The sequence below is a fragment of the Pseudobutyrivibrio ruminis CF1b genome (genome assembly GCF_000424005.1).
Classification (GTDB): Bacteria; Bacillota; Clostridia; order Lachnospirales; family Lachnospiraceae; genus Pseudobutyrivibrio; species Pseudobutyrivibrio ruminis_C.
Genome location: NZ_AUJB01000008.1, coordinates 794,887 through 809,342, shown reverse-complemented (window position 1 = coordinate 809,342; position 14,456 = coordinate 794,887). Strand labels below are relative to the sequence as shown.

General features: G+C 39.6%; 13 protein-coding genes. All 13 read right to left on the bottom strand.

The window, feature by feature from the left end; translation table 11 throughout:
* Positions 1 to 15: 15 nt before the first annotated feature.
* The gene (gene groL, locus G592_RS0106050) at positions 16 to 1,650 is read right to left on the bottom strand and encodes a chaperonin GroEL (protein ID WP_028247031.1); all 1,635 of its coding nucleotides are present in this window, start codon (positions 1,648 to 1,650) and stop codon (positions 16 to 18) included.
* Between the two features lie 36 nt (positions 1,651 to 1,686).
* Complete coding sequence (locus G592_RS0106045; protein WP_015549795.1) at positions 1,687 to 1,971, bottom strand: co-chaperone GroES; 285 nt, start codon at positions 1,969 to 1,971, stop codon at positions 1,687 to 1,689.
* 178 nt (positions 1,972 to 2,149) lie between these two features.
* A complete protein-coding gene (locus tag G592_RS0106040) occupies positions 2,150 to 3,277 on the bottom strand; it encodes a DUF2974 domain-containing protein (RefSeq protein WP_028247030.1) in 1,128 nt (375 codons plus the stop codon).
* A gap of 8 nt (positions 3,278 to 3,285) precedes the next feature.
* Complete coding sequence (locus G592_RS0106035; RefSeq protein ID WP_028247029.1) at positions 3,286 to 4,002, bottom strand: DUF308 domain-containing protein; 717 nt, start codon at positions 4,000 to 4,002, stop codon at positions 3,286 to 3,288.
* Positions 4,003 to 4,018: 16 nt separating this feature from the next.
* Entirely contained in the window at positions 4,019 to 4,567 is a 549-nt protein-coding gene (locus tag G592_RS0106030; RefSeq protein ID WP_143001181.1) for a CPBP family intramembrane glutamic endopeptidase, read from the bottom strand.
* Positions 4,568 to 4,643: 76 nt separating this feature from the next.
* On the bottom strand, positions 4,644 to 5,297 hold the full coding sequence (locus G592_RS0106025; protein WP_028247027.1) for an HAD hydrolase-like protein: 654 nt from the start codon (positions 5,295 to 5,297) through the stop codon (positions 4,644 to 4,646).
* Complete coding sequence (locus G592_RS0106020) at positions 5,294 to 7,534, bottom strand: DNA gyrase/topoisomerase IV subunit A (protein ID WP_028247026.1); 2,241 nt, start codon at positions 7,532 to 7,534, stop codon at positions 5,294 to 5,296. Before G592_RS0106020 ends, G592_RS0106025 begins: the two co-directional genes overlap by 4 nt.
* A 33-nt stretch (positions 7,535 to 7,567) precedes the next feature.
* Entirely contained in the window at positions 7,568 to 9,493 is a 1,926-nt protein-coding gene (locus G592_RS0106015) for a DNA gyrase/topoisomerase IV subunit B (RefSeq protein ID WP_028247025.1), read from the bottom strand.
* Positions 9,494 to 9,581: 88 nt separating this feature from the next.
* Entirely contained in the window at positions 9,582 to 10,019 is a 438-nt protein-coding gene (gene dut, locus G592_RS0106010) for a dUTP diphosphatase (RefSeq protein ID WP_028247024.1), read from the bottom strand.
* A 20-nt stretch (positions 10,020 to 10,039) separates the two neighbouring features.
* A complete protein-coding gene (nrdG, locus tag G592_RS0106005) occupies positions 10,040 to 10,531 on the bottom strand; it encodes an anaerobic ribonucleoside-triphosphate reductase activating protein (RefSeq protein WP_028247023.1) in 492 nt (163 codons plus the stop codon).
* Positions 10,532 to 10,562: 31 nt separating this feature from the next.
* The gene (gene nrdD, locus G592_RS0106000) at positions 10,563 to 12,686 is read right to left on the bottom strand and encodes an anaerobic ribonucleoside-triphosphate reductase (protein ID WP_028247022.1); all 2,124 of its coding nucleotides are present in this window, start codon (positions 12,684 to 12,686) and stop codon (positions 10,563 to 10,565) included.
* 284 nt (positions 12,687 to 12,970) lie between these two features.
* Positions 12,971 to 13,600: a lactate utilization protein gene (locus tag G592_RS0105995; RefSeq protein WP_028247021.1), complete on the bottom strand. Its 630-nt coding sequence runs from the start codon at positions 13,598 to 13,600 to the stop codon at positions 12,971 to 12,973.
* Between the two features lie 18 nt (positions 13,601 to 13,618).
* Complete coding sequence (locus tag G592_RS0105990; RefSeq protein WP_036951831.1) at positions 13,619 to 14,437, bottom strand: MBL fold metallo-hydrolase; 819 nt, start codon at positions 14,435 to 14,437, stop codon at positions 13,619 to 13,621.
* Between the last annotated feature and the right edge of the window lie 19 nt (positions 14,438 to 14,456).

Here is a 14,456-nt window from a genome sequence, read left to right as displayed (position 1 = left end):
ACCAATTTATTGAAATTAGTACATGCCACCCATTCCTGCACCTGCAGCGGCTGCAGCAGCTGCATCAGCTGCAGGATCCTTAATATCAGCTACAACTGACTCAGTAGTAAGAAGTGTAGATGCAACAGATGCTGCATTCTGAAGAGCAGTTCTAGTAACCTTTACTGGATCAAGGATACCAGCCTTAACCATATTTACATACTCTTCCTTGTATGCATCGAAACCTACAGCATCCTCAGACTCACGTACCTTATTGATGATAACTGATCCTTCAAGACCAGCATTAGCAGCGATGTAGAAAAGTGGAGCCTCAAGAGCCTTAACGATTACGTTAGCACCTGTCTTCTCGTCACCTGTAAGTGTCTCAGCAAGCTCTGCAACCTTCTTCTGAACGTGGATGTATGCAGAACCACCACCAGAGATGATACCTTCCTCTACAGCAGCACGTGTAGCATTAAGAGCATCCTCCATACGAAGCTTAGCTTCCTTCATCTCTGTCTCAGTAGCAGCACCTACGCGGATAACTGCAACGCCACCAGCGAGCTTAGCAAGTCTCTCCTGAAGCTTTTCCTTATCGAATTCTGATGTTGTCTCATCAATCTGACCACGAATCTGAGCTACACGAGCTGCGATTGCATCCTTATCGCCAACACCATCAACGATTGTTGTGTTCTCTTTATTAACCTTAACTGACTTAGCACGTCCAAGCTGAGCAAGTGTTGTATCCTTAAGCTCAAGACCTACTTCCTCAGAGATTACCTGTCCACCTGTAAGGATAGCGATATCCTGAAGCATTTCCTTACGTCTGTCACCATAACCTGGAGCCTTAACAGCTACTACATTGAATGTTCCACGAAGCTTGTTAAGGATAAGTGTTGTAAGAGCCTCGCCCTCGATATCCTCAGCAATAATAAGAAGTCTTGCACCAGACTGAACAATCTGCTCAAGTACTGGAAGAAGCTCCTGGATGTTAGAAATCTTCTTATCTGTGATAAGGATATATGGATCATCAAGATTAGCTTCCATCTTGTCCATATCTGTGCACATGTAAGCTGAAATGTATCCTCTGTCAAACTGCATACCTTCTACAAGGTCGAGCTCTGTCTGCATTGTCTTAGATTCCTCGATTGTGATAACACCATCGTTAGAAACCTTTTCCATAGCGTCAGCTACCATCTGACCTACTTCATCATCACCAGCTGAAATAGCTGCTACTCTAGCAATCTGCTCCTTACCATCAACAGCCTTTGACATAGCTGAAATAGCCTCTGTTGCACACTCAACAGCCTTTTTCATACCCTTTCTAAGAACGATTGGGTTTGCACCTGCAGCAAGGTTCTTCATACCTTCCTTAACCATAGCCTGTGCAAGAACTGTAGCTGTAGTAGTACCATCACCTGCTACATCGTTTGTCTTTGTAGCAACTTCCTTTACAAGCTGAGCACCCATGTTCTCGAATGGATCATCAAGCTCAACATCCTTTGCGATAGTAACACCATCATTTGTGATAAGTGGAGCACCATATGGCTTTGCAAGAACAACATTACGTCCCTTAGGTCCAATAGTAACTCTAACTGTATTTGCTAATTTATCAACGCCTGCTTCTAAAGCCTGTCTAGCTTCAGCACCGTACTTAATTTCCTTTGCCATTATATTCTACCTCTTTTCTGTATTTTAAAATCTAGATTACTCTACTACTGCAAGAATATCGTTCTGACGTACAATGATGTACTCTTCGCCTTCAAGCTTTACCTCTGTACCTGCGTACTTAGAGTAAATAACCTTCTGGCCTTCCTTTACCTGCATTGTGATTTCCTTACCATCTACAACCCCACCTGGACCAACAGCGATAACGAGAGCCTCCTGTGGCTTCTCCTGAGCTGCTGATGCAAGAATAATTCCTGATTTTGTAGTCTCTTCTGCCTCGCACTGCTTTAATACAACGCGATCTGTTAATGGAACCAATTTCATTTTATATTACCTCCTAAAATAATAATCTCAAAGTATTTGTTAGCACTCTATAAGCCTGAGTGCTAACTACAAAAAGTATAATAGGATTCTATTGAAAAACTTTCAACTAAATCCGAATGAAGAATTTCAACAGAATCCTATTAAAAGCTCGTTTTTACTCTTTTTTTCTCATTTTTTCTTACTTTTGTATTTTTGGAAGCTTCGAAAGCACTGAATTTTTAAGGGTATCGCCACCTACTGCCATCAAATGCTTAAGCACGTCCATTACTATAGCCTGATTCTCAGGGTCCAATGCCTGAATCTCCTTAGTCACAATAGCTATAGACTTAACTTTATTGCCTGTAATATGAGACATCTTAGTAGCTCCAGAGCTTGATAATAGCTCATAGAAAACATCGCCAAAGGCTTCTCTGGTCTCATAATCGAATTTTTTAGTCCATTCTTTCATAATCTCATCAATCATTATTGATGATTTTGCAACTGAATCTGCTTTTGTAAATCTGTTGCGGGTGACCTGCCAGCTAAATAAATCGTGCTGACTGATTCCTTTTGTATTAGAAGTAACTACTTCTACTTTCGCCTTTGTGTACATCATCATTCCAATAATGGATTCATTAGGAATTAATTTATGTACTCGCTTGATAACAGACTTATATTCAGGCGTTTTCAGAATCTCTGGAATAAATCCAGGACCATCATTATTGTAAATTTCTATAATATTGTCCTTTATATGAGGCTTACAAAATGCAGAGCCATATAAAGCAAAACTGCCGCCTTTAGAATGACCTCCTATACGAAGAGGTTTCATGGTTCGGGCAAAATTTTTATTAAGATATTCTACAGCTTTAAGCTGACCGCCAGTCCCCGGTGAGAAAGACATGTTAAAATCTTCTTTCCATCCAATTAAACTGTCGTCTGTGCCTCTGAATGCCACGTATATTGTTCCGTCAGGAAGATAAAAGCTACATACAGCAAACTGACTCTGATTTTCTGCGTCAAGCTCATTTACAAAACCTGAAAGCTTTGTGCCACCAAATCTTTTGGAGCGAGCCATTTTCTTCATCAAAAAAGGTGCACATTTAGTCAAAGATGTTCTGGCTAATATCTGTTTTTCTGAATATTTCTCAAAAAACAAATCGCAGGCATCTTCAATTGATATTTTCTCTTTTAAGCCTGGTCCAGGCACAATACCATCAAAGGCTGTGTAAACAAGTTCACATAGAACTGCATTATCAACCTCGTTAAATGGATCAATATCAAAAGGTACATCGTTACGCCAAACCAGATAGTCTTCTATGTTAGCCATAATTTATTTTAGTCCTCAAATAAATCTGAACTGCTGTCCTTGTATACGTCATCAAAATAGTTGTCCTGATCCTCTTCGAAAATAGAATCATCTAATGAAGAACCAGGCGCATCCTCTAAAATACGTGTGTAATTTCTGTTGGAGTCCTTCTTGTGATCATGTAATCCAATTGCCATAAGTAACAGAGACAATAATGATAATGCTCCAATAGCAATCAGGTATGAGCATGTAATTACATTTCTCTCAAAGAATTTCTGTGGAACTAAAAGGAAATAGATACTTGCTGCTATTGAAATTATTCCAAAAAACAGGCTTAAGAACCATGCACCACGCTGAATATGGAATAATGCAAATGACTGCTGAAGCATGACTGCGCCAAGTACTACACCAATCAAACATACAAGTGCATCAATAAATGCTGAAATGTAATTGGCCTGGAAAATAGAAATAGCGCCAATTATCACAAGAATAACACCCATGGTAAATCCATAGTTTGAAATCTTAATGTACTCATGGTTGAAAAAATATTTAATCATGTACCATGCACCGAAACAAATGAAAAGTATTCCTACTGCAAGCACAGAAAATGAGTAAGCTATTTGCGAAATAACATTTGCATCTAAAACCAAAAGGCAAATACCTAATGCCAAATAAACAAGAGATGCAACAATGTGAGCAACAAGTGCCACCTTTGAATCTTTTATTTCTTCATTATTTCTAGCCATTATTACCCTCCTCCAGTTAACTGAATAATATTGCAATAAGATTGATTAGACCATGAGCTAAAAAACACATCCATAGACGTTTGTTTTTTACATACATAAAACTCAAGGCTAAACCAACAATTACTGCATATATGAATTGTACTATATTATTATGGATAATACCAAAACAAATTGTAGATAAAAAGACAGCTTCTAATGGACCGTACCATAAACATACTTGCCCTGCTACTATGCCTCTCATCAAAAGTTCTTCCAAGACAGGGATAGCAATGGCATTACAGAGGATTTTTATTAATAAACCTCCGTCAGTAAGTGTCTGGCTGGCCTTTGAGAAGTTTGTGGAGCGGCTAATAAGACCGCTGTGAGTCAATATAATATTTGAAACCACTCCAACGGCTATGACAGCAGCAATCCATATTACAGCTGTAATTAATTCTTTTTTGTCCAGTTTATTTGGAATAATCTTAGGTACACCCTTATAAATGATCCACATTGGAACCAAACAAAATAATGCTGCAATAAGCAGGCACATAAGCCTGCCTATCTTTGCAGCATATAAATCCATTAATAATGATCCACCAAGCTGATAGACAATAAAGTAAACCAATAATGGGTATACAATTTGAATTACGCGATTAGTCTTAATTCGATTCAATGTAATCTAACACCTCATCTGGATAATCAAAAACTTCTAACGCACCATGTTCAAGCATTTCATCTGTTGACCCAAAGCCCCAGGAAACTCCAATGCACTCAATACCTGAAGCTTTTGCTCCATCAACATCAAATTTTGTATCACCTATAAGGATAGTCTCTTCTTTAAGATGCCATGGTGCTCTACTGAAACAAAGATTAATAACCTGTTCTTTTGTGTTAATCTTTGCGTCTAAAGTAGCACCACAAATATCTGTAAAATACTTGGCTAAACCTAAGCCTTCGAGAATTTTTCTAGCTGTAGGCTCTGGCTTTGAGGTGCAGACAAAAAGACAATAACCTCTCTTTACAAGAGCCTCAAGTAATCCTTCCACACCTTCAAAAGCATCTACATTCATGCAACCATTTTCATTATCGTAATAATATCTGTAGGTAGCAACTGCATCAGCAAAATCCTCATCCCTGATACCTAAGTAATTAGGGAAAGAATAGGTAAATGGTGGTCCTACGCATTTACGAAGTGTTGCATAATCAGGAATATCATAACCATATTTTTCCAAAGTTATTTTAAGTCCTGTAATGATACTTGGAGCAGAATCAATTATTGTTCCATCCAAATCAAAATAAATGTTTTTTATCACTTCTTAACTCCTTTAGTATCACGACTTCCAATATGAAGTCTGTTGAGGGCGATATCTTTGTCCTTTACTTTGACTTCTCTTGCTTCACCTTCAGCGAGAACATAAATATTTGTAAGCTCGTCACCCTTGGCAAGCTTAATACCACGAACACCAGCAGCAGTCTTCTTCTTTTCAGGGATGGTATCTCCCTCGATTCTAAGGAACATATCCTTAGCAGACTGCATAACAACTGTATCACCAGGATTTACAATCTGTACGCAGATTACCTCATCCTTATCATTGAGCTTAGTGGCTGCAATTGTCTTTCTTGATACATCAAACTCACTACCATCTACAAGCTTAATCATAGCCTGTTTTGTACCGAAAATCAGCTTCTTTGAAACTATATTTTCCATTGCATCTGCAAAGATAAGATTTTCTTTTGTAAGGTCAATCTTTGAACCCTTTTCTGCAGTATCAATAGGCTGCCCCTTATCTCTGAATTTACCAAATGGAAGACTTAATACCTTAATGGTGTGCATGTCTCCCTTTTCTGTAAATAGACAAATCTTGTCTGTGTTTTTACAGAATACAATTTTCTTTGATTCGATTTCAGCCGCTTCTTTATTACGCTCAAATGTAGGCATATCTACAACACGGGCATATGCAAATCTGTCAATAAGAACTGCTACATCAATAACCTCGATTGGCTTCTCTTCTACAACTGCTTCCTCAACATTATCGATAACTGTACGACGGTCTCTTGCATATTCTTTTCTGATAGCCTGAAGGTCTTTGATGATAACCTTTGCCATCTCAGCACGGGAACCAAGAATCTTAGTATAGCGGGCAATCTTATCCATAGTCTCTGCATAGTCTCCTCGAAGAGCTTCAATTTCGAGACCGATTAAACGATGAAGTCTCATATCAAGGATTGCCTGCGCCTGCTTCTCTGTAAAGTGAAGCTGCTCAGCATCAGTCTTTGACTTCTGTGATTTGAATTTAATTCCAGCTGTGATTCCGTCAACAAGACAAGCCTTAGCCTGCTTAACATCCTTTGAACCACGGAGAATCTCGATAATCAAATCGATTACATCACAGGCCTTAATGAGACCTTCCTGAATCTCCTTCTTCTCCTGCTCTTTGCCAAGAAGATGTGTATACTTTCTTGTGCAAAGCTCGTACTGGAAATCAACGTGATGCTTGATGATAGGAACAATGCCAAGTGTCTCTGGCTTACCATCAGCAACAGCAAGCATATTTACACCAAATGTGTCCTCAAGACGAGTCTTCTTATAGAGAAGATTGAGGACGTTTTGAGCATCAGCACCTTTTCTGAGCTCAATAACAATTCTCATCTGCTCACCCTTAGACTGGTTGGAAATATCTGCGATGTCATTTGTCTTCTTTGTCTCTACAAGACTGCAGATATCATTTAAGAATTTACCGATATTGGCACCAATCATTGGATAAGGGATTTCTGTAATAACAATCTGTTCCTTACCGCCCTTAATCTTTTCGATTTCAGCCTTACCACGAATCTTAATCTTACCTACACCAGTAGAGTAAATCTCAAGCAGATCATCCTTATTTGTAACGATACCACCTGTTGGGAAATCAGGACCAGGAATAATCTGCATCATCTCTGATGTACTGATATCTGGATTTTTCATGTAGGCGATTACACCATCAACAACCTCACCAAGATTGTGCTGAGGGATAGATGTAACCATACCTACAGCGATACCGTCAGAACCATTAATGAGAAGATTTGGAACACGAACTGGAAGAACCTCTGGCTCCTTTTCTGTCTCATCATAGTTTGGAATGAAATCTACGACATTTTTATCAAGGTCCCCAAGGTAAACTTCCTGGGCAACCTTTGCAAGGCGCGCCTCTGTGTATCGCATTGCAGCGGCTCCGTCACCTTCGATGGAACCAAAGTTACCATGACCATCTACAAGTGGAAGGCTCTTCTTGAAATCCTGGCTCATAACAACCAGTGCTTCGTAGATAGAGCTGTCACCATGTGGATGATATTTACCCATTGTATCACCGACGATACGGGCAGATTTCTTATATGGTTTATTATAATCAACCTTCAACTCATACATATCGTAGAGAGTACGACGCTGTACAGGCTTAAGACCATCTCTTACATCTGGTACTGCACGGGCAAGTATTACAGACATAGAATAGTCGATGAAGGATTTTTGCATTATCTCTGAATATTCAGTTCTAATAATTTCTTGTGCCATTAATAATATATCCTTTCAAATCCTGGGCCGGAATTAAACGTCCAGCTCAGCTTCCTTTGCATGTTTGTAAATGAACTGCTTACGAGGTGCAACATCGCTACCCATAAGAAGCTCTGTTACTTCAGAAGCCATGAGACCATCCTCGATTTCTACGAGCTTAAGCTTACGACGCTCTGGGTCAAGTGTTGTCTCCCAAAGCTGCTCAGCATCCATCTCACCAAGACCCTTGTATCGCTGAAGAGTGAATGATTTTCCTTCCATCTTTTTACGATATTTTTCAAGAGCCACATCATCATAAAGATACTCTTCCTCACCCTTTGAAGGGATTGCTTTGTAAAGAGGAGGCATAGCAATATAAACGTGGCCTTCTCTGATAAGCTCTGGCATAAATCTGTAAAAGAATGTCAGAAGAAGTGTGCTGATATGAGCACCATCCACGTCGGCATCGGCCATGATTACAATCTTGTTATAACGAAGTTTTGAAATATCAAAATCGTTACCGTAACCTTCTGAGAAACCGCAGCCAAATGCGTTGATAAGTGTCTTAATCTCGGCATTGGCAAGGACCTTATCCATTGAAGCTTTTTCAACATTAAGAATCTTACCACGGATAGGCATGATTGCCTGATACATACGGTTACGTGCTTTCTTAGCTGAACCACCAGCGGAATCTCCCTCTACGATGAAGATTTCGCATTTATCTGCTTCACGTGACTCGCAGTTAGCGAGCTTTCCGTTCTGGTCGAATGAGAACTTCTGCTTTGTAAGAAGATTTGTCTTTGCCTTCTCTTCGGATTTACGAATTTTGGCACTCTTCTCTGCGCAAGAAATAATAGCCTTTAAAGTCTCTAAATTTCTATCAAAGAATAATACAAACTCATCCTGACATACCTTCTGTGTAGCCTTTGATGCATCTGGATTGTCAAGCTTTGTCTTAGTCTGTCCTTCGAAACGTGGATCTGGATGCTTGATAGAAACGATTGCAGTAATACCATTTCTAACATCTGCACCTGTGAAGTTGGCGTCCTTATCTTTTAAGATGCCAAGCTCACGGGCATAGTTATTGATAACTGTAGTAAGAACAGTCTTGAAACCTGTGATATGTGTACCACCTTCAGAGTTGTAAATGTTGTTACAAAAACCGAGGATGTTTTCCTTGAACTCGTTGCAGTACTGGAATGCAACCTCAAGCTCTACATCATCACATTTACCCTTAAAGTAAACTACGTCATGGAGAGTCTCTGCTGACTTGTTAATCTCCTTAACAAATCCCTTGATTCCTTCAGGCTCATGATATGTAACATACTCAGGTGTCTCACCTCTTAAATCTGCATAGTTAATTGTGAGACCTGGATTAAGATACGCTGTCTCGTGGAGACGTGACTTTACCTCATCCTCCTTGAAATATGTCTTCTCGAAAATTTCAGCATCAGGAAGAAAGTTAATCTTTGTTCCGTGCTTGTTTGTCTTTGAAATCTTAGGAAGAAGACCGTCTACAAGCTTTTCTGTAGGAACACCTCTCTCGTATCTGTCATGATGAACAAATCCTTCGCGGGAAATGTCTACTACCATATATTCAGACAAAGCGTTTACAACAGAAGAACCTACACCGTGCAAACCACCTGAGGTCTTGTAAACACTGTCATCGAACTTTCCACCTGCGTGAAGTGTAGAGAAAACAAGACGAGCTGCTGGAACTCCCTTTGCATGCATGCCTACAGGAATACCACGGCCGTTATCTTCCACTGTACAGCTGCCATCTTTTTCGAGAGTGACATAGATAGTGTCACATTCTCCTGCAAGATGCTCATCAACTGAGTTGTCTACGATTTCGTATATAAGATGATTGAGACCTTTACGGGATGTAGAACCAATGTACATTCCCGGACGCTTTCTAACAGCCTCAAGTCCCTCTAAAACAGATATACTGCTTTCATCATAGGTAACTTTTTTTGCCATAAATTATCTCTCTTTCAAATAAAAATCTATAAACGTCTATAAAACGTCTAAAAGGCGTCTGGATTTCCAGGCGCCAGTTAATATCAATTTAGTGTTTTCCGGTAGAACCAAATCCGCCCTCACCTCGAGCTGTATCTGAAAGCTCTGACACTTCAGAAAATTCTACTGAAAGGAAAGGAACTACTACAAGCTGAGCAATCTTCTCTGCAGGAGTAACAACCCTCTCAACCTCTCCATCATTATGAAGAGCAACCTTAACTTCTCCCCTGTAATCCGAATCAACTACACCGACACAGTTTGCAGGACGAAGCCCCTCTTTTGCAGAAAGGCCTGAACGAGCAAAAACGCCGCCAAAGTATCCTACTGGAATCTCCATTGCAAGACCTGTACCAATCATCTTGGTCTCGTGTGGTGCAATCTTTACCTCCTCTGTAACATCTGCAAATAAGTCATAACCTGCAGCATATTCTGAACCTCTCTCTGGAAGCTTCGCAGAGTCGGTAAGTTTTGTAATATTGATATTCATAAAATAAAAATCTCCCTTAATTAGTCTACATGCAAAACGATTTGTTCAAGCTTTCTTGTCTGAGGAACATCGATAACCCGCTGATTAATGCTTCCTCGCCATTTTGCCTGTAAATCTATCTTATCAATTTCAAACTCCCCGTCAACCAGAACATCCACATATTCCATTATTTCCAGAGATTTGATTTCCTCGTAGGTGTAGCCAGTGTAAAGCCAGACGGTCTTGCCGGGAAACCTCTCCCTAATTTCCCGGGCAAGCTCCGTCACTTCCTTTCGATTTCCTGGAAACAATGGGTCACCTCCACTGAATGTAATTCCGGAAATATAGTCTCTGGATAGTATTTCAAATAATTCATCTTTGGCAGCCTGATCAAATTTCAAACCGCCATCTGGGTCCCATGTAATAGGATTTTGACAATCCTTGCAATGATGGTCACAGCCAGAAACCCAAAGCACAGCTCTAAGACCATCGCCATTAAGCATGTCATCTTTAGTAATATTATGATAATTCATTACGATTATTCTCCGGTTTTATTTGATGTAATTACATCGATTTTCTGTCGGCGATTTCCGCCATCTTCGCCTCGTTAAGACGTGTATCTCCCTTTACACGTGAATAAGATAAGTATCCATTCATACGGTCAATCTTTGTAAGGTTTTTGCTTCCGCAAACTGGACATACATCCATCTCAAGTTCCTCATGACCGCAATCGTCGCAGTATGAAAGTGAAAGGTTAACTCCTTCATAGAAGCCCTTCTGCATAGCACGACGAACAAGTGTCTTTACAGCCTCGCGGTTGTAATTAATTGGGTAACGAACATACTGAATCTTTCCACCGTTTGAAAGCTCCCAGAAGCGTCCTTCCTTATCCTGCTTCTCAATAGGTGTAATGTTTTCAGTTACGTGGCAATGGAATGAATTTGAAACGTAATCTCTGTCTGAAACGTTTTCTACAATTCCATATTTATTTCTGAACTGCTTAACCTGCAATCCGCAAAGGTTCTCAGCTGGAGTACCGTAGATAGCGTAAAGATTTCCATCTTCCTCCTTAAACTGATTTACCTTTTCATTAATGTGCTTAAGCACCTCTAAAGCAAACTCTCCATCCTCTACAAGTGACTTACCATTGTAGAGCTCCTGAAGCTCATTGAAAGCTGTGATACCAAATGATGCTGTGGCTGCCTTTAAAAGTGGCTTAATCTTATCGTGGAATCCAAGATGTCCACCATAGAAACCACCTTCGCAATATGCAAGTGGATTTGTAGATGCACGCATCTCTCCAAGGTATGCATATGTACGGATGTGAAGCTTTCTAATCATCTCAAGATAATAATCAAGTACTTCAAAGAAATCCTTAGATTCCTGACGTGACTTTGCAAGGATCATTGGAAGATGAAGTGAAACAGCTCCAATATTGAAACGTCCAATAAATACTGGCTGATCATCATCGTCTGCAGGCTTCATACCACCTCTTTCATACCAAGGTGAAAGGAAAGCACGGCAACCCATAGGTGAAATTACCTTGCCATATTTTTTATACATGCTGGCAATATAGCCCTCGCCTGTAAGTGATAGCCAATCTGGATACATAGTCTTTCTAGAGCAGTCGATACCAGCTTCAAATACGTCCTCAAGCTCTCCGCCTGGTCCGTGAAGATTTTCATCATAAAGGAAAACAACCTTAGGGAAAAGAACTGGCTTTTTAAAGCCTGGCTTACCCTGACCGATTGAACGAACCTTTAAGCATGCTTTCGATGCCATCTTCGCAAATACGGATGTACCAAGACCGATTGTAACTGTGATAAATGGATAATCACCACGTGATGAAGCAACTGTATTGAACTTGTACTCCCATCCCTGGAAGCCCTGCTCCATATCACGCTGAACCTCAGCCATGGCAACTTCCTCAGCCTTAGCCTGGTCAATTCCTAAATCAACATATTTCTTTAAATATTTGTCATAAGAAATCTGTGCATATTTCTCTAAAATCTGATCAGCCTGAGGGATGGTAAAACCACCGTACTGCTGGCTGGCAGCCGAAAGAACAATATCACCGATAACATCAAATGCTACATCTAGACTCTTTGGCTCATTGTAGAAAATGTTACCCATTTCAAAACCGCCCTCAAGGACAGTCTTAACATCGAAAAGACAACAGTTCATAGTGTCTCTTCTGGCGTTCATATCGTGAATATAAATGTAGCCGTCGCGAATAGCCTGAACCTCTTCTGTAGTAAGGAAGAACTTCTTGTAAAGCTCGCGGTTAAGCTCATTAAAAATCAATGAACGCTTGGTAGAAACAAGGGCCGAATCAGTATTTGAATTCTCCTTGTCACCGATGTACATGATGTTCTGAGACTTCTTATAAACATCATCAAGCATCTGAACGAAATCCTGCTTATAGTTGCGGTAATCGCGGTAGCTCTTTGCAACCATTGGATTAACACGCTCCAAAGCACCCTCAACAATGTTATGCATTTGCGCAATCTCAATCTTCTCAAGGCCAAGCTCCTCCACTCTTTCCTCAACAAATTGACATATAAATTTCTCCTGCTCAGGAGTAAATTTAACAAGTACGCGTGTAGCTGACTTTCCCACAGCCTCTACAACTTTTTGCACGTCAAATGGCTCAAGTGCACCATCCTTTTTTACTACGAAACGCTTCATACCTAACCTCCGGAAATTTATAAAAAACAACTAATAATTTTTGAATTTTCTGTCAATATCTAGTTGATTTAAAATAAAAACTACTAGATATTGTGTTGATAGGATTATACTACCACCACACTATCTAGTAGTCAATAGGTTCACAAAACACAAAATAAAGTTTAACAATTCAGACACATTTAACAAATTCAACCCGCAAGTTACACTGTCAAGCCTTAGTATTTCTCCGCTAATCCAACATGATTTGCTTGAGAAATCTAAGAGCTTGACAGTTACTTGCTCATTTAGAAACCTAAATTATCGTTTACAAGAATTACATGCATTCTTCCTTCGTGTCTTGAGTAACGTGTCATTAAAAACTGGCAGCAAATTGTGTCAGGTGACTTGCAATCCATACATGCTCCAGTCTTGGCACAAGGAGTGGAAAGTCCAAAACGCTGGGCGTTAATTGGAGCAGCCACATTACGTGCGCGCTTCATAGCAGAATCCACATCAGGACACACCTTGTTCATACCCACAATAAAGACTACATGCTTTGGTCCCTGTGCAATTGCAGAAACTCGGTTTGAATTTCCATCAATATTAATCATTACTCCATCCTCAGTAATTGCATTAGCACTACTGAGGAAGTAATCAGCGTCATAAGCGGCAAGCATAGCTGCTCTTTTATCTGTTGCAGCATCTCTATCGATGAAATGATAATCTCCTTCTTTTAATGCTTCCACAAGACCGATTTCATGAGCTGACATTGCCCCTCCCATGGAAATAGATGAACCTTCAGGAATAAGCTCCAAGGCCTTCTTTAAAGCTTCTTCCTTATTTGAAGCGTAGTAACCGCTCATGTTGCGGGACTCAAGTCCTTTAATAACCTTCTGTGCCAGCAATTCATTTCTCTTGATAATATTAGCGTCCATAATTATCCTCCTTCTACATCAGATATTTATTTCAAGACCAACCTTTAGTTGCTCCAGTTTGTCACCTAATTCATTTTTTAAAATCCCATAGGCTCTGTTTTTAGTACAGTGTCCTGTGCAGATATATTCAATGTTCTTTTCCTTAAATATATCTGCGACCTCCAATATTTCCTCTTCACTCTTATTGAAAAGATGAAGGCCACCTATATATCCGTATATACGTTTTTCAGGAAATGATGATTGAACCTCGTTAATAATATTTTCTACACCGCCATGGGAGCATGAATTTAAAATAACAAGTCCTTTATCAGTATCTAAAACAAGGCTCTGCTCATGGGCAAATTCATCAGGAAACCACTTACGATTTTCCTTTACAAACATTTTCTCCCGTTTACCAATTTCAGATAAACCTAAAGATTTGTGAGGAATAAGAAATACTCCATCACAAAGTTTGTAATCTCCCGATACCTTTTCTATTCTGTCAGGATAATCCCTTAATACATGTTTTGGAATACCTATGTATACTCTGAAAAATTTTCTTCTATGATAGCAATTTTCTGCAGCAGCGTCTCTTAAATAGAATTTCGCCTTGGAATTATTCTTAAAAAATGCAGGCATACCATTTCCATGATCATAGTGGGCATGACTGAGAACTCCATAATCAATGTCTGCCACATCAAAGCCTAATTCTTTTAAATTAGTAAGAAATAGATTTGATCCACCTGCATCTAAAAGAATCTTCTTATCTCCATATTCTACTAAAAGACATAAACCCCATTCTCCCTCCAGACCCATATTTGAAATATTATCTACGATTACTGTAATTTTAGTCTCCATAACAAATCTCCTAAAAACC